Genomic DNA, 15,790 nt, shown 5'->3' on the forward strand with positions numbered 1-15,790 from the left:
CCTCATGTATCGCTTCGTGCTACTGCTCGCCCTGCTCACCCCTACCGCCCTGCTCGCCGACACCCTGACCATTCCATTGGGCAGCCAGGGCGCCGATCTCGATGCGCGCAACCTGCCGCAAAAAGGCGAGTCCAAAGGCTCGGTGCTGGAGCGCTTCGGCCTGGCCGACGAGGAACACCGGCCGGTCGGTCAGCCGCCGATCACCCGCTGGGACTACCGCGAGTTCAGCGTCTACTTCGAATACGACCACGTGATCAACAGCGTGCGCCACCACCGGCCACGCCATCTGGACCCCGCCAAGGAGCAACAGTGACCCTTATCTACGGCCATCGCGGCGCCAAGGGCGAAGCCCCGGAAAATACCCTGGCCAGCTTCCAGCGTTGCCTGGAGCACGGCGTCGAGCGCTGCGAGCTGGACCTGCACCTGTCGCGCGACGGCGAGCTGATGGTGATTCACGACCCGACCCTCAAACGCACCACCGGCCTGCGCGGCAAGGTGGTCGAGCACGACGCCGCCGAACTGGCGACATACGACGCGCGCAAGGGCGGCCCCGGCTGGGTGCGTCCCTGCCCGATTCCACGCCTGGAACAACTGTTCGAGCAGTGCCGCTTCGCCCACTGGCAGCTGGAAGTGAAGAGCGCCTCCAAGGTGCGCGCCGCGCGCACCGTGCTGGCCATCGCCGAACTGGCCGAGCGCTTCGGCCTGCGCGAGCAGGTGACCATCACCTCCAGCTCGCGCGAGGTGCTCAAGGCTGCCCGCGAGCTGACCCCGCAGCTGCAGCTGGGCCTGGTGGCCGAATACGCCTGGCTCGACCCGCTCAAGGTGGCCGCCCATTACGGCTGTCACCTGCTCGCGCTGAACTGGACGCTGTGCACCCCGGAACGCCTGCTCAAGGCGCAGAAACAGGGGCTGCACGTGTCGGTGTGGACGGTCAACGACGCCGCGCTGATGCGCCGCCTCGCCGACTTCGGCGCCGACAGCATCATCACCGACTTCCCCGGCCTGGCGGTGCAGACCCTGCGCGGCTGAGGCCCGGCGGCTTTACCCCGCATCGCCCGGATGCAATCCGGGGATGCCCTCGCGCCAGGCCCCGTACAAGCAACGCCCGAGAACGAAAAAACCGGCCAATGGCCGGTTTTTTCGTCTTGCCGCCTGGTGCGCTAGAAGCTCTCCCGATTCGGCCAGCGCCACTCGGAAGCATCCTCCCAGCCCGTCTCCCCGACCGGCTCAGGCCACCGGCCGGAGCCGCTCAAAAAAGCCGGTTGAGGCCGTCGAACGCCGCCACCCGATAGGCCTCGGCCATGGTCGGGTAGTTGAAGGTGGTGTTGACGAAGTACTTGATACTGTTCGCCTCGCCCTTCTGGTTCATGATCGCCTGGCCGATATGCACGATCTCCGAGGCCTGGTAGCCGAAGCAGTGCACACCCAGCACCTCGAGCGTCTCGCGGTGGAACAGGATCTTCAGCATGCCCACCGGCTCCACCGCGATCTGCGCCCGCGCCATGCCCTTGAAGAAGGCCTTGCCCACCTCGTAGGGCACCTTGGCCTGGGTCAGTTCGCGCTCGTTCTTGCCGATCGAGCTGATCTCCGGAATGGTGTAGATGCCGGTCGGCACGTCGTCGACGAAACGCCAGCTGCCGTTGTCGACGATGCTGCCGGCGGCCGAACGGCCCTGGTCGAAGGCCGCGCTGGCCAGGCTCGGCCAGCCGATCACGTCGCCGGCGGCGTAGATGTTGCTCACCTCAGTGCGGTAGTGCTCGTCAACCTGGATCTGCCCGCGGCTGTTGACCTTGATGCCGATGTTCTCGAGGCCCAGCTGGTCGGTGTTGCCGGTACGGCCGTTGCACCACAGCAGCGCGTCGGCCTTGATCTTCTTGCCCGACTTCAGATGCAGGATCACCCCGTTCTCCACCCCCTCGATGCGCTCGTACTCCTCGTTGTGGCGAATCAGCACGTTGTTGTTGCGCAGGTGATAGGAAAGCGCGTCGGAAATCTCGTCGTCGAGGAAGCTGAGCAGCTGCTCGCGGTTGTCGATCAGGTCCACCAGCACGCCGAGGCCGCTGAAGATCGACGCGTATTCGCAGCCGATCACCCCGGCGCCGTAGATGATCAGGCGGCGCGGCGTGTGGGTCAGGCTGAGGATGGTGTCGCTGTCGTAGATGCGCGGATGGCGGAAGTCGACGTCGGCCGGGCGATAGGGGCGCGAGCCGGTGGCGACGACGATCTGCTTGGCCACCAGCTTTTCCACCACGCCATTGAGGCAGACCACCTCGACCGTCTGCTCGTCGGAGAAGCTGGCGGTACCGAAGTAGGTGTCAATGCGGTTGCGCGCGTAGTAGCCGGTGCGCGAAGTGACCTGCTTGGCGATCACCTTCTCCGCGCTCTTCAGCACGTCGGGGAAGGAGAACCAGCGCGGTTCGCCGATCTGGCGGAACATCGGGTTGGTGTTGAACTGCATGATCTGCCGCACCGAGTGGCGCAGCGCCTTGGACGGAACGGTGCCGAGGTGGGTGCAGTTGCCGCCGACCAGCGGACGGTTGTCCACCACCGCCACCTTGCGCCCGGCCTTGGCCGCGTTCATCGCCGCGCCCTCGCCCGCAGGCCCCGAGCCCAGCACCACCACATCGTAGTTGTAGACCGCCATGTTTACTCCTTCGCATCAGGCCGGGGCGCTTGTGCCGCACCCGCAGCGGGGCCGGCGCCGCGCGGGCGGCACCGGCAATCATTCAAACGGGCTTCAGCGCTTGCTCGCGTCGTAGGCCAGATCGCTGTTCGGCGCGTCGGCCTGGTCGCGGTTGACCTCTTCGCACTTCTCGCGGCTACCGCCGCAGATCGAGCATTCCTTCTCGATGCCCAGGTTGGCGATGCCACCGCAGGAACCGGCGATCGGCTTGCGCCCCATGATCACGCCCACGGCCATCATGCCGACGACCAGCAGCATGGCCAGAAAAACCACCACGAATGTCATTGTTCCTCTCCTGCAGCGAATAGCTGCTCGAATGCGGCGCTGGCACGTGTGACGAAGCCCTCGCCCTCACGCGTCACGAAAAACGCCGCGATACCGTTGCGCTCGGCGAAGGCCAGACCGGCCTCGGGACCGAGCACCATCAATAGGGTAGACAAGCCATCGGCGCGCAAGGTCGACGGATCGGCCACGGTCACTGCCGCCAGCCTGTGGCTGACCGGCATGCCGGTCAGCGGATCGAGGGTGTGCGAGTAGCGCTGGCCGTTCTCCTCGAAGTAGTTGCGGTAATCGCCCGAGGTGGAGATGCCGTAACCGTCGAGTTGCAGGACGCGCTGGGCCACGCGCTGGTCGTCGCGCGGCGCCTCCAGGCCGATGCGCCAGTGACTGCCGTCAGGCTTGATGCCGGCCGCCTTGAGCTCGCCGGTGGCTTCCACCAGGTAACTGGTGACACCTAGTTCGGCGAGGCGGGCGACGATCCGGTCGACCGCATAGCCGGCGGCGATGCTGTTGAAATCGACCTGCACGTCGACGTCCTTGCACAGTTGCTCGCCGTCGATACGCAGGTGCCGCTGGCCGACCCGCTGGCGTACCTCGGCCAGCCGTTCGGCGCTCGGCACCGCCTCGCCCTGCCCCTTGGGACCGAAGCCCCAGAGGTCGAGCAACGGCTCGAGCGTCAGGTCGAACGCCCCCTGGCTCTCTGCATGCAGGCGATCGCCGGCGCGCACCAGCTCCAGCACCCCCGGCGGCATCGCCTGGCAGGTGCCGGCCGGCGCGCGGTTGAACTGCTCGATCAGCGAGTCGGCGCGATAGGTGGACAGCTGCTGGTCGATCTCGGCGAGGATCGCCTCGGTCGCGGCCTGCAGTTCGGCCGGCGCCGCCACATCGGCACCGCGCACGTACTTGACCGAATAGGTGCTGCCCATGGTCGGGCCGCCGAACTCTTCGATCCGCTCAGAATGCAAGCAGCCCGTTAGGGCTGCCGCCAGGGCGACAGCGATAACGGGCTGGAGTACCGCAAAGCTCATGCTTAGCCGCCGAAGTCGTCGAGGAGAATGTTCTCCGGCTCGACGCCCAGGTCGGTCAGCATCTTGATCACCGCGGCGTTCATCATGGGTGGGCCGCACATGTAGAACTCGCAATCTTCCGGAGCCGGGTGGTCCTTCAGGTAGTTCTCGTACAGCACGTTGTGGATGAAGCCTTTGAGGCCGGTCCAGTTGTCTTCAGGCAGCGGGTCGGACAGCGCCAGGTGCCACTTGAAGTTGTCGTTCTCGGCCTGGAGCTGGTCGTACTCTTCGACGTAGAAGGCCTCGCGCATGGAGCGCGCGCCGTACCAGAAGCTGATCTTGCGCTTGGACTTCAGGCGCTTGAGCTGGTCGAAGATGTGCGAACGCATCGGCGCCATGCCGGCACCGCCGCCGATGAAGACCATCTCGGCGTCGGTGTCCTTGGCGAAGAACTCGCCGAAGGGTCCGTACACGGTGATCTTGTCGCCCGGCTTGAGGCTGAACACGTAGGACGACATCTTGCCCGGCGGCAGATCATCCTTGCCGGGGGGCGGCGAGGCGATACGGATGTTGAACTTCACCAGGCCGCGCTCTTCCGGGTAGTTGGCCATGGAGTAGGCACGGATCACGGTCTCGTCGACCTTGGATACGTACTTCCACTGGTTGAACTTGTCCCAGTCGCCGCGATACTCCTCCTGGATGTCGAAGTCCTTGTAGTGCACGGTGTGCGGCGGGCACTCCAGCTGCACGTAACCGCCGGCGCGGAAGTCGACGTTCTCGCCTTCCGGCAGCTTGAGCGTCAGCTCCTTGATGAAGGTGGCGACGTTCGGGTTGGACTCGACGGTGCACTCCCACTTCTTCACGCCGAAGACTTCTTCCGGCACCTCGATCTTCATGTCCTGCTTGACCGGGGTCTGGCAGGACAGGCGCCAGCCCTCGCGGGCCTCGCGCTTGGTGAAGTGCGATTCTTCGGTGGACAGCATCTCGCCGCCGCCGGACTCGACGATGCACTTGCACTGGGCGCAGGTGCCGCCGCCGCCGCAGGCAGAGGACAGGAAGATGTTGTTGTTGGCCAGGGTCTGCAGCAGCTTGCCGCCGGCCGGCACCACGATGGTTTTTTCGCCGTTGATCTCGATGCTCACGTCGCCGCTGGACACCAGCTTGGCGCGCGCGGCGAGAATGATCAGCACCAGCGCCAGAACGATGGCGGTGAACATGCCGATGGCGAGGAAGATTTCGTAATTGATCATCTGCTCATCCTTTCCTTACAGCTGCACGCCGGAGAAGGACATGAAGCCCAGCGACATCAGACCGATGGTGATGAAGGTGATGCCCAGACCCTGCAGGCCAGCCGGCACGTCGCTGTACTTGAGCTTCTCGCGAATGCCCGCCAGCGCAGCGATGGCCAGTGCCCAGGAGACGCCGGCACCGACGCCGTAGACGGTGCTCTCGGCCAGGTTGTAGTCGCGCTCGACCATGAACAGCGAGCCACCCATGATGGCGCAGTTCACGGTGATCAGCGGCAGGAACACACCGAGGGCGTTGTACAGCGAGGGCACGTACTTATCCAGGGTCATTTCCAGGATCTGCACGATGGCCGCGATCACGCCGATGAAGGTCAGCAGGCCGAGGAAGGACAGGTCCACCTCAGGCAGGCCGGCCCAGGCCAGGGCACCATCCTTGAGGATGTTGGTGTAGATCAGGTTGTTCACCGGCATGGTGATACCCAGCACCACGACCACGGCGATACCGAGACCGATGGCGGTTTCCACCTTCTTGGAGATGGCGATGAAGGTGCACATGCCGAGGAAGAACGCCAGCGCCATGTTCTCGACGAACACCGCACGGACGAACAGGCTGATGTAATGCTCCATTAGTAGGCCTCCTTGTTGGATACCTGAGGCGCCATCTTGTAGGCGTTCTTCTCAACCTGGTCTTTCTTCCAGGCGCGGATGCCCCAGATGAACAGACCGATCAGGAAGAAGGCCGAAGGTGGCAGCAGCAGCATGCCGTTGGGCTGGTACCAGCCGCCGTCGTTGACCACCGAGAAGATCTCGTAGCCCATCAGCTTGCCCGCGCCGAACAGCTCGCGGATCACGCCCAGGGCGATCAGCATGGCGCTGTAGCCGAGACCGTTGCCGATCCCGTCGAAGAAAGACAGTACCGGCGGGTTCTGCATGGCGAAGGCCTCGGCGCGGCCCATCACGATGCAGTTGGTGATGATCAGACCGACGAACACCGAGAGCTGCTTGGACAGGCTGAAGGCGTAGGCCTTGAGCACCTGATCCACCACGATCACCAGCGAGGCGATGATCACCATCTGCACGATCATGCGGATCGAGCTGGGGATCTGGCTGCGGATCAGCGAGATGAACAGGTTGGAGAAACCGGTCACCAGGGTCAGCGCGGCGGACATCACCAGCGCAGTCTGCAGGTTCGAGGTCACCGCCAGGGCCGAGCAGATCCCGAGGATCTGCAGGCCGATGGGGTTGTTGTTGAAGATCGGATTGAGCAGGACTTCTTTAATAGTCGGCTGCGACATGATCAGGCCTCCCCTGCACGCAGGTTAGCGATAAACGGACCGAAGCCGTTCTGGCCGAGCCAGAACTTCAGCAGGTTGTCGACACCTTTGCCGGTGAGGGTGGCGCCGGCCAGGCCGTCGACCTGGTGCGCGGCCTTCGGACCCTGCGGATCGACGCTGCCCTTGACGACTTCCACGGCCAACTCGCCGTTGTCGTCGAACAGGGTCTTGCCCGGCCACTGGCCCTTCCACTTCGGGTTATCCACCTCGCCGCCGAGACCGGGGGTCTCGCCGTGCTGGTAGAAGCCCATGCCCACCACGGTGTTCAGATCCCCTTTCACCGCGATAAAGCCGTGCAGGGTCGACCACAGGCCGTAGCCGCGCACCGGCAGGATCAGGGTTTCCACCTGGCCGTCCCTCTCCACCATGTACACGGTGCTGAAACGCTCCTGGCGCTTGATCCCGGCGATGTCGTCGCTGCCTTTCAGCACGCTGGACAGGCTCGGGTCCTTGGACGCCTTGAGCGGATCGAAGGTGATCGGGTTGTGCGCATCGGAGAACTTGCCGCTCTCCAGGTCCACCAGCTTGGCGGTGATGGTGCTGTTGAACAGCTCCTTGACCTTGGCCGCTGACATGCCCGCCTCGCCCAGACCGGCGATGGCCAGGATGCTGCGCTGCTTGTCGAGCAGGCGGTTTTCCACCTGGGTCGGCTTCAGGGCGATGGCGGCGCCGGCGACGAACACCGAGCACACCAGGCACACCAGCAGGGCCACCGTCAGGGTGCGGACGGTGGATTCTTTTTGACTAGACATTGCGTGCCAGCCTCCGCTTGATATTGGCTTGAACGACGAAGTGGTCGATCAGCGGTGCAAACAGGTTGGCGAACAGGATCGCCAGCATCATGCCCTCGGGGAAGGCCGGGTTGACCACGCGGATCAACACCACCATCACGCCGATCAGGGCGCCGAAAATCCACTTGCCGGTGTTGGTCATGGAGGCCGACACCGGGTCGGTGGCCATGAAGAACATGCCGAAGGCAAAACCGCCCACCACCAGGTGCCAGTACCAGGGCATGGCGAACATCGGGTTGGTGGTCGAGCCGATGGCGTTGAGCAGCAGAGACAGGCCGATCATGCCCAGCATCACGCCGGCGACGATGCGCCAGGCGGCGATCTTGGTGATCAAGAGCACCAGGCCGCCGATGGCGATGGCCAGGGTGCTGGTCTCGCCCAGCGAGCCGTGAATGGTGCCGACGAAGGCGTCCATCCAGGTGATGCCGTGGTTGATCACGTTCTCCACGCCGCCGGAAGCCGCCAGGCTCAGCGAGGTAGCGCCGGCGAAGCCGTCCACCGCGGTCCACACCGCATCGCCCGACATCTGCGCCGGGTAGGCGAAGAACAGGAAGGCACGGCCGGTCAGCGCCGGGTTGAGGAAGTTCTTGCCGGTACCGCCGAACACTTCCTTGCCGATCACCACGCCGAAGCTGATGCCCAGGGCCACCTGCCACAGCGGAATGCTCGGCGGCAGGATCAGGGCGAACAGCACGGAGGTGACGAAGAAGCCTTCGTTGACCTCGTGCTTGCGGATCGAGGCGAACAGCACTTCCCAGAAGCCGCCGACGATGAAGGTCACCGCATAGACGGGCAGGAACCAGGCAGCGCCCTGGACGAAGTTGTCCCACAGGCTGCTGGGATCGAAGCCGGCCAGCGAACCGATCAGGGCGAAGCGCCAGCCTTCCTGGCTCGCCAGCAGCTCGGGGCTCTGGGCGAAGATCAGGTTGGCCTGGTAACCGGTGTTCCACATGCCGAAGAACATCGCCGGGAAGGTGCACAGCCACACGGTGATCATCATGCGCTTGAGGTCGATGCCGTCACGCACGTGGGCGGTGGTCTTGGTCACGCTGCCGGGGCGGTAGAAGAAGGTGTCGATGGCCTCGTAGAGGGCGTACCACTTCTCGTACTTGCCGCCCTTCTCGAAGTTGTGCTCGATCTTGTCGAGGAATGCACGAATGCCCATGGCTTAACCCTCCTTCTCGATGCGGCTGAGGTTATCCCGCAGGATCGGGCCGTATTCGTACTTGCCGGCACAGACGTAGGTGCACAGCGCCAGGTCTTCTTCGTCGAGCTCCAGGCAACCCAGTTTCTGGGCCATCTCGGTGTCGCCGACGATCAGGTAGCGCAGCAGTTGGGTCGGCAGGATGTCCAGCGGCATCACCGCTTCGTAGTTGCCTACCGGCACCATGGCGCGCGGGCTGCCGTTGGTGGTGGTGGTGAAGTTGAACAGCTTGGCGCCGGCCAGCTTGGAGACGAAGATGTTCAGCACCGAGTGCTTGTTAACCCCGGCACGCAGGTAATGCATCATCTCGCGGTCGTTGCCCTCGCCCAGGCACGACACCTGGTTGTGGTAGCGACCGAGGAAGGCGAAGGCGCCCTGAGCGGTACGCCCGCCGAACACCGAGCCGGAAATCACCCGATTGAAGCCGGGCTTGAGTTCGCCGGCGGTGAGCTCTTCCAGGTTGGCGCCCAGACGGGTGCGCAGCAGACGCGGCTGCTCGGCGACCGGACCGCCCAGCGCGACCACGCGCTCGACGAACAGCTGACCGGTGGTGAACAGCTTGCCCACGGCGATCACGTCCTGGTAGCCGATCTGCCACACGCTCTTGCTGGCGCCGACCGGGTCGAGGAAATGAATGTGGGTACCCGGCAGGCCGGCCGGATGCGGGCCGGCGAAGGCCTCGCTCTGCACCTTGGCCAGCTTCTCGCCGGGCAGGTTGGCGCCATCGGCCTTGCACAGGAAGACCTTGGCCAGGTTGCCCAGCACTTTCAGACCGTTTTCGAAATCGGCGGCATGCTCGGCGATCACCACGGCCGGATCGGCGGCCAGCGGATGGGTGTCGACGGCGGTGACGAAGATCGAACTGGGCACGGCATCGATGGCCGGCACCTTGCTGAACGGACGCGTGCGCAGCGCGGTCCACAGGCCGGACTGCAGCAGGTTCTCGCGCACCTGGGCGTCGCTCAGCGCATCGAGCTGAGCGGCCGGGTACTGGGCGAAGGTTTCCTGCTCGTCGCCGTCGATATCGATCACCAGCGACTGCAGCACGCGCTTCTCGCCGCGATGAATGGCGCTGACCACGCCGGCAGCCGGTGCGGTGTAACGCACGCCGGGGGTCTTCTTGTCGGTGAAGAGCAGTTGACCGAGCTTGACCCGATCACCGACCTGCACTTCCATCGTCGGCTTCATCCCGTGATAGTCGAAGCCGATGACGGCGACACTGCGCACGGGCCTGGCGGCCTCGATACGCTGTGCCGGCGCACCCGTTATGGGCAAATCGAGCCCATGCTTTAGTTTGATCATAGGTTTGCCTAACCACTGATTTAGAAAGCTTTTTATAGGACAGGGGCAGCAGCCGAAGGTCTAATAGACTCAACCACGCCGATGCATTATTGGCGTGGATGATGATGCCGAACCTGGGTAAAAAATCCGCTTGATTATAAAGACGCCCCCCGAGGCTGGCCACCCAAGCGCTTGCTTTTTTTGACTTTTCGGTAACAGCGCGCAACAGATCGCGACTTGACCCGGATCAGCCTTCGGCGCAATTAAATAGAGCCTTTTCAGCCTGGGGATAGCCGCCATGCCGCGCGCTCTGCTCGCCCTCCTCCTGACCCTCGCCAGCCCGCTGCTGCTGGCCAACAGCGATCTGCGCCTGAGCGAAGCGGCCTTCGCCCCGCAGGTGGCGCAGCTCGAACGCAAGAACCAGGCGGTACTCACCTACCTGTGGGCCGACGTCTACGCCGCCGCGCTCTACACCCCCAACGGCATCAGCCCGCGCGAGGCGCTGAACGGCCCGCACGCCAAACGCTTGGAGCTCTACTACTTCCGCAACATCGCGCGCAGCGATGTGATCAAGGCCGCCTGGCTCACCCTCGAGCGCCAGCTCGACGCCCAACGCCTGGCCGCCCTGCGCGATGAACTGGACGCCCTGCACGCGACCTTCAAGGACATTCGCCCCGGCGACCGCTACGCCCTCGACTACGACCGCGAGCAGGGCCTGCGCCTGCTGCGCAATGGCGAAACCGCCTTTCGCAGCGCCAACCCCGAGCTGGCCGACGCCTACCTGGGTATCTGGCTGGCGCCCGACGGCCTGTCCGACAAACTGCGCGACCAGCTGCTGGCCGGCCAATAAAAAACGGGAGCCGAAGCTCCCGTTCTTTATTGCCCCTGGCGCTTAGCGCGGGAAGGCCGGCGGGTTGACCCCAGCCATGTCTTCCATCACGCGCACCACCTGGCAGCTGTAGCCGAACTCGTTGTCGTACCAGACATAGAGCACGACGCGGTTGTCGTTGCAGATGGTGGCTTCGGCATCGACCACACCGGCATGGCGCGAGCCGACGAAGTCGGTGGACACCACTTCCTGCGAGCTGACGAAGTCGATCTGCTTCTGCAGATCCGAGTGCATGGCCATCTGGCGCAGGTACTCGTTGATTTCCTCGCGCGTGGTGGCCTTCTCCAGGTTCAGGTTGAGGATGGCCATCGACACGTTCGGCGTCGGCACGCGAATGGCGTTGCCGGTCAGCTTGCCCTTGAGTACCGGCAGGGCCTTGGCGGCGGCGGTGGCGGCACCGGTCTCGGTGATCACCATGTTCAGCGCGGCGCTGCGGCCACGGCGGCTGCCCTTGTGGAAGTTGTCGATCAGGTTCTGGTCGTTGGTGTACGAGTGAACGGTTTCGACGTGGCCGTTGACGATGCCGAACTTGTCGTTGACCGCCTTGAGCACCGGCACGATGGCGTTGGTGGTGCAGGAGGCCGCGGAGATGATCTTGTCGTCTGGGGTGATCTCGCCATGGTTGATGCCGTGCACGATGTTCTTCAGCGCGCCCTTGCCCGGCGCGGTCAGCACCACGCGGTCGACGCCCGGGCACTTGAGGTGCTGGCCGAGGCCGTCGGCGTCGCGCCATACGCCGGTGTTGTCCACCAGCAGAGCGTTCTTGATGCCGTACCGGGTGTAATCCACCTCGGCCGGCGACTTGGCGTAGATCACCTGGATCAGGTTGCCGTTGGCGGTGAGGGTGTTGTGCTCCTCGTCGATGGTGATGGTGCCATCGAACTTGCCGTGTACCGAGTCGCGACGCAGCAGGCTGGCGCGCTTGACCAGGTCGTTGTCGGCGCCCTTGCGCACGACGATGGCGCGCAGGCGCAGGCCGTCGCCGCCACCGGTCTTCTCGATCAGGATGCGTGCCAGCAGGCGGCCGATGCGGCCGAAGCCGTACAGCACCACGTCGGTGCCTTCGCGACCGGCGCCGTTCTGCTTGCCAACCACCTCGGCCAGCTCGTCCTTGACGAACTGCTCGACGCCGCGCCCGGCGCCCTCGGCCTTGTACTTGGCGACCAGCTTGCCCAGGTCCACCGAGGCGGCACCCAGCTTGAGCTCGCTCATGGCCTTGAGCATGGGGAAAGTGTCATGAACCGACAGTTCGGCTTCGCCTTCCAGACGGTGGCGGGCGAAACGGTGAGCCTTGAGGATGTCGATCACCGAGCGGTTGATCAGACCGCGGCCATAGATCGAGGTCACCACATTGTTGTTGCGGTAGAGCTGACCAATCAGCGGAATCATCGCTTCCGCGAGGGCTTCACGATCGATCCATTCACCGAGACACTGGTCGGGCTTCTGAGTCACGGGCAGTACCTTCCACATGTAGGGGCTGAAAAAAGGGGCTACATTATGACGGCGCGCGCGGGCATGAGCAATGCGCGCCTGTCGCGACTGACATTGACCACCAAGCCCCGCTACAATTCCCGGCCTTTTGTCACGACCGTGAGCCGCCCGTGTCCGCAACGACCGCGTCCGTACTGCGTCTTCCGTCCCTGCCCGCCAGCGCCGGCAAACAGCAATGGGGCAACCTGCCCGGCGCCGCCCTGCCGCTGGCCATCGCCGAGGCCGCCAGCGCCGCCGGGCGCCTCACCCTGGTGCTCACCGAGGGCAGCCAGAGCGCCGAGCGCCTGCAGGAAGAACTGGCGTTCTTCGCCCCCGATCTTCCGGTGTTGCATTTCCCCGACTGGGAAACCCTGCCCTACGACGTCTTCTCGCCGCACCAGGACATCATCTCGCAGCGCATCGCCGCACTCTACCGCCTGCCGCAGCTGACCCGCGGCATTCTGGTAGTACCGATCACCACCGCCCTACACCGTCTGGCGCCGAAGCGCTTTCTGCTCGGCAGCAGCCTGGTGCTGGACGTCGGCCAGAAGCTCGACGCCCCGCAGATGCGCACGCGCCTGGAGGCGGCCGGCTACCGCTGCGTCGACACCGTCTACGAGCACGGCGAGTTCGCCGTGCGCGGCGCGCTGATCGACCTCTTCCCCATGGGCAGCGACACGCCCTACCGCATCGACCTGTTCGACGACGAGATCGAGACCCTGCGCACCTTCGACCCGGAGACCCAGCGCTCGGTGGACAAGGTCGAGTCGATCCGCCTGCTGCCGGCGCGCGAGTTTCCGCTGGAGAAGAAGGCCGTCAGCGATTTCCGCGGACGCTTTCGCGAGCGCTTCGACGTGGATTTCCGCCGCTGCCCGATCTATCAGGATCTTTCCAGCGGCATCACCCCGGCCGGCATCGAGTACTACCTGCCGCTGTTCTTCGAAGAAACCGACACCCTGTTCGACTACCTGCCGGGCGACACCCAGGTGTTCTCCCTGCCCGGCATCGAAAAAGCCGCCGAGCACTTCTGGACCGACGCGCGCAGCCGCTATGAGGATCGCCGCGTCGACCCGGAACGCCCGCTGCTGCCGCCGGCCGACATCTTCCTGCCGGTGGAGGACTGCTTCGCCCGCCTGAAGAGCTGGCCGCGCATCGTCGTCAACCCCGAGGATATCGAACCCGGCGTCGGCCAGACGCGCTTCGACGCCAAAGCGCTGCCGGATCTGGCAATCCAGGCCAAGGCCGGCGAGCCGCTGGCGGCACTGCGCCGCTTCATCGAGGAATACCCGGGCCGCGTGCTGTTCTGCGCCGAATCGGCCGGGCGCCGCGAGGTGCTGCTGGAACTGCTCGCCCGGCTCAAGCTCAAGCCGAAGGAAGTCGAGGGCTGGCCGGCCTTCGTCGCAAGCGGCGAGCGCTTGGGGATCTGCATCGCCCCGCTGGATGAAGGCCTGCTGCTCGACGACCTGGCGCTGATCGCCGAAAGCCCGCTGTTCGGCCAGCGCGTGATGCAGCGCCGCCGCCGCGAGAAGGGTCGCGACGGCGGCGACAACGTGATCAAGAACCTCACCGAGCTGCGCGAAGGCGCGCCGGTGGTGCATATCGACCACGGCGTCGGCCGCTACCTGGGCCTGGTGACCATGGAGTTCGACGGCCAGGCCGCCGAGTTCCTCGCCCTGATGTACGCCGAGGAAGCCAAGCTCTACGTGCCGGTGGCCAGCCTGCACCTGATCGCCCGCTACACCGGCAGCGACGACGCCCTGGCGCCGCTGCACCGCCTCGGTTCGGAGACCTGGCAGAAGGCCAAGCGCAAGGCCGCCGAGCAGGTACGCGACGTCGCCGCCGAACTGCTGGATATCTACGCCCGCCGCGCCGCCCGCGAAGGTTTCGCCTTCCAAGACCCGGCGCTGGACTACGCCAGCTTCAGCGCCGGCTTCCCCTTCGAGGAAACCCCGGACCAGCAGGCCGCCATCGACGCGGTGCGCGGCGACATGCTCGCCGGCAAGCCGATGGATCGCCTGATCTGCGGCGACGTCGGCTTCGGCAAGACCGAAGTGGCCATGCGCGCGGCCTTTATCGCCGTGCACAGCGGCAAGCAGGTGGCCGTGCTGGTGCCCACCACATTGCTCGCCCAGCAGCACTACAACAGCTTCCGCGACCGTTTCGCCGACTGGCCGGTGAAGGTCGAGGTGATGAGCCGCTTCAAGAGCGCCAAGGAAGTCGAAGGCGCGGTGCAACAGCTGGCCGAAGGCAAGGTGGATATCGTTATCGGCACCCACAAGCTGCTGCAGGACGACGTCAAGTTCCACAACCTGGGCCTGGTGATCATCGACGAGGAACACCGCTTCGGCGTGCGCCAGAAGGAACAGCTCAAGGCCCTGCGCAGTGAGGTGGATATCCTCACCCTCACCGCCACGCCGATTCCGCGCACCCTGAACATGGCCATAGCCGGCATGCGCGACCTGTCGATCATCGCCACCCCGCCGGCGCGCCGCCTGTCGGTGCGCACCTTCGTCATGGAAAGCAACCAGCCGACCATCAAGGAAGCGCTGCTGCGCGAACTGCTGCGCGGCGGCCAGGTGTACTACCTGCACAACGACGTGAAGACCATCGACAAGTGCGCCGCCGACCTCGCCAAGCTGGTGCCGGAAGCGCGCATCGGCATCGGCCACGGGCAGATGCGCGAGCGCGAGCTGGAACAGGTGATGAGCGACTTCTACCACAAGCGCTTCAACGTGCTGGTGGCCTCGACCATCATCGAGACCGGCATCGACGTGCCCAGCGCCAACACCATCATCATCGACCGCGCCGACAAGTTCGGCCTGGCCCAGCTGCACCAGTTGCGCGGCCGCGTCGGCCGCAGCCACCACCAGGCCTATGCCTACCTGCTCACGCCGCCACGCAAGCAGATGACCGACGACGCGCAGAAGCGCCTGGAGGCCATTAGCAATGCCCAGGACCTCGGTGCCGGCTTCGTCCTGGCCACCCACGACCTGGAGATCCGCGGCGCCGGCGAGCTGCTCGGCGACGGCCAGAGCGGGCAGATCCAGGCGGTCGGCTTCACCCTCTACATGGAAATGCTCGAACGGGCGGTCAAGGCCATCCAGAAAGGCGAGCAGCCCAACCTCGACCAGCCGCTGGGCGGCGGCCCGGAGATCAACCTGCGCGTACCGGCGCTGATCCCCGAGGACTACCTGCCCGACGTACACAGCCGCCTGATCCTCTACAAGCGCATCGCCAACGCCACCGACGAAGACGGCCTGAAGGAGCTGCAGGTGGAGATGATCGACCGCTTCGGCCTGCTGCCGGAGCCGACCAAGCACCTGATGCGCCTGACCCTGCTCAAGCTGCAGGCCGACAAGCTGGGCATCGTCAAGATCGACGCCGGGCCGCAGGGCGGGCGCATCGAGTTCGCCGCCGAGACCTGCGTCGACCCGCTGACCCTGATCAAGCTGATCCAGGCGCAGCCCAAGCGCTACAAATTCGAAGGCGCCACGGTGTTCAAGATCCAGGTGCCGATGGAGCGCGCCGAAGAGCGCTTCAACACCCTGGAGGCCCTGCTCGAACGCCTGGCCCCACAAGCTTCATCCACCTGAAGGACAAACCGC

The 15,790-nt window shown here is 65.0% G+C and carries 14 protein-coding genes; 4 read left to right on the forward strand and 10 right to left on the reverse strand.

Annotated elements, in window-relative coordinates; genetic code table 11:
• The first annotated feature begins 4 nt into the window (after window positions 1–4).
• Window positions 5–313: a phosphodiesterase gene (locus tag EA796_RS01380; RefSeq protein WP_122107244.1), complete on the forward strand. Its 309-nt coding sequence runs from the start codon at window positions 5–7 to the stop codon at window positions 311–313.
• Window positions 310–1,029: a glycerophosphodiester phosphodiesterase gene (locus tag EA796_RS01385; protein WP_122107245.1), complete on the forward strand. Its 720-nt coding sequence runs from the start codon at window positions 310–312 to the stop codon at window positions 1,027–1,029. The genes EA796_RS01380 and EA796_RS01385 overlap by 4 nt, the downstream gene beginning before the upstream one ends.
• Window positions 1,030–1,249: 220 nt before the next feature.
• Here EA796_RS01385 and sthA read toward each other — a convergent pair whose 3' ends face one another.
• The 9 genes from sthA to EA796_RS01430 form a co-directional block, all read right to left on the reverse strand.
• Entirely contained in the window at window positions 1,250–2,644 is a 1,395-nt protein-coding gene (sthA, locus tag EA796_RS01390) for a Si-specific NAD(P)(+) transhydrogenase (protein WP_122107246.1), read from the reverse strand.
• A 93-nt stretch (window positions 2,645–2,737) separates the two neighbouring features.
• Window positions 2,738–2,968 carry a (Na+)-NQR maturation NqrM gene (gene nqrM / locus EA796_RS01395; RefSeq protein WP_122107247.1) on the reverse strand — a complete coding sequence of 77 codons (231 nt, stop codon included), beginning with the start codon at window positions 2,966–2,968 and terminating at the stop codon, window positions 2,738–2,740.
• Window positions 2,965–3,888 carry an FAD:protein FMN transferase gene (locus EA796_RS01400; RefSeq protein ID WP_256679060.1) on the reverse strand — a complete coding sequence of 308 codons (924 nt, stop codon included), beginning with the start codon at window positions 3,886–3,888 and terminating at the stop codon, window positions 2,965–2,967. Before EA796_RS01400 ends, nqrM begins: the two co-directional genes overlap by 4 nt.
• Window positions 3,889–3,992: 104 nt before the next feature.
• Entirely contained in the window at window positions 3,993–5,219 is a 1,227-nt protein-coding gene (gene nqrF / locus EA796_RS01405) for an NADH:ubiquinone reductase (Na(+)-transporting) subunit F (protein ID WP_122107249.1), read from the reverse strand.
• 15 nt (window positions 5,220–5,234) lie between these two features.
• A complete protein-coding gene (gene nqrE / locus EA796_RS01410; RefSeq protein WP_021445499.1) occupies window positions 5,235–5,843 on the reverse strand; it encodes an NADH:ubiquinone reductase (Na(+)-transporting) subunit E in 609 nt (202 codons plus the stop codon).
• On the reverse strand, window positions 5,843–6,517 hold the full coding sequence (locus EA796_RS01415; protein WP_177342921.1) for an NADH:ubiquinone reductase (Na(+)-transporting) subunit D: 675 nt from the start codon (window positions 6,515–6,517) through the stop codon (window positions 5,843–5,845). Before EA796_RS01415 ends, nqrE begins: the two co-directional genes overlap by 1 nt.
• Window positions 6,514–7,302, reverse strand: coding sequence for a Na(+)-translocating NADH-quinone reductase subunit C (locus tag EA796_RS01420; RefSeq protein WP_122107250.1), 789 nt, complete (start codon window positions 7,300–7,302; stop codon window positions 6,514–6,516). The genes EA796_RS01415 and EA796_RS01420 overlap by 4 nt, the downstream gene beginning before the upstream one ends.
• Window positions 7,295–8,506, reverse strand: a complete 1,212-nt coding sequence (locus tag EA796_RS01425; RefSeq protein ID WP_122107251.1) for an NADH:ubiquinone reductase (Na(+)-transporting) subunit B — start codon at window positions 8,504–8,506, stop codon at window positions 7,295–7,297. The genes EA796_RS01420 and EA796_RS01425 overlap by 8 nt, the downstream gene beginning before the upstream one ends.
• 3 nt (window positions 8,507–8,509) lie before the next feature.
• Window positions 8,510–9,847 carry a Na(+)-translocating NADH-quinone reductase subunit A gene (locus EA796_RS01430; RefSeq protein ID WP_122107252.1) on the reverse strand — a complete coding sequence of 446 codons (1,338 nt, stop codon included), beginning with the start codon at window positions 9,845–9,847 and terminating at the stop codon, window positions 8,510–8,512.
• A 277-nt stretch (window positions 9,848–10,124) separates the two neighbouring features.
• On the opposite strand from EA796_RS01430, the gene EA796_RS01435 reads away from it, so the two are divergent.
• Window positions 10,125–10,676, forward strand: a complete 552-nt coding sequence (locus EA796_RS01435) for a chalcone isomerase family protein (protein WP_122107253.1) — start codon at window positions 10,125–10,127, stop codon at window positions 10,674–10,676.
• A 42-nt stretch (window positions 10,677–10,718) separates the two neighbouring features.
• On the opposite strand, the gene EA796_RS01440 is transcribed toward EA796_RS01435, so the two are convergent.
• The gene (locus EA796_RS01440) at window positions 10,719–12,185 is read right to left on the reverse strand and encodes a glyceraldehyde-3-phosphate dehydrogenase (RefSeq protein ID WP_122107254.1); all 1,467 of its coding nucleotides are present in this window, start codon (window positions 12,183–12,185) and stop codon (window positions 10,719–10,721) included.
• Between the two features lie 131 nt (window positions 12,186–12,316).
• On the opposite strand from EA796_RS01440, the gene mfd reads away from it, so the two are divergent.
• Window positions 12,317–15,778, forward strand: coding sequence for a transcription-repair coupling factor (gene mfd, locus EA796_RS01445; protein WP_122107255.1), 3,462 nt, complete (start codon window positions 12,317–12,319; stop codon window positions 15,776–15,778).
• Window positions 15,779–15,790: the final 12 nt, after the last annotated feature.

Origin of the sequence: Pseudomonas sp. AOB-7 (assembly GCF_003696305.1) — a bacterium.
Classification (GTDB): Bacteria; Pseudomonadota; Gammaproteobacteria; order Pseudomonadales; family Pseudomonadaceae; genus Aquipseudomonas.

Coding starts and splice junctions, on each gene's coding strand:
- EA796_RS01380 (WP_122107244.1), top strand. CDS start 5: ATGTATCGCTTCGTGCTACTGCTCGCCCTGCTCACCCCTACCGCCCTG.
- sthA (WP_122107246.1), bottom strand. CDS start 2,644: ATGGCGGTCTACAACTACGATGTGGTGGTGCTGGGCTCGGGGCCTGCG.
- nqrM (WP_122107247.1), bottom strand. CDS start 2,968: ATGACATTCGTGGTGGTTTTTCTGGCCATGCTGCTGGTCGTCGGCATG.
- EA796_RS01400 (WP_256679060.1), bottom strand. CDS start 3,888: ATGGGCAGCACCTATTCGGTCAAGTACGTGCGCGGTGCCGATGTGGCG.
- nqrF (WP_122107249.1), bottom strand. CDS start 5,219: ATGATCAATTACGAAATCTTCCTCGCCATCGGCATGTTCACCGCCATC.
- nqrE (WP_021445499.1), bottom strand. CDS start 5,843: ATGGAGCATTACATCAGCCTGTTCGTCCGTGCGGTGTTCGTCGAGAAC.
- EA796_RS01420 (WP_122107250.1), bottom strand. CDS start 7,302: ATGTCTAGTCAAAAAGAATCCACCGTCCGCACCCTGACGGTGGCCCTG.
- EA796_RS01425 (WP_122107251.1), bottom strand. CDS start 8,506: ATGGGCATTCGTGCATTCCTCGACAAGATCGAGCACAACTTCGAGAAG.
- EA796_RS01430 (WP_122107252.1), bottom strand. CDS start 9,847: ATGATCAAACTAAAGCATGGGCTCGATTTGCCCATAACGGGTGCGCCG.
- EA796_RS01435 (WP_122107253.1), top strand. CDS start 10,125: ATGCCGCGCGCTCTGCTCGCCCTCCTCCTGACCCTCGCCAGCCCGCTG.
- EA796_RS01440 (WP_122107254.1), bottom strand. CDS start 12,185: ATGTGGAAGGTACTGCCCGTGACTCAGAAGCCCGACCAGTGTCTCGGT.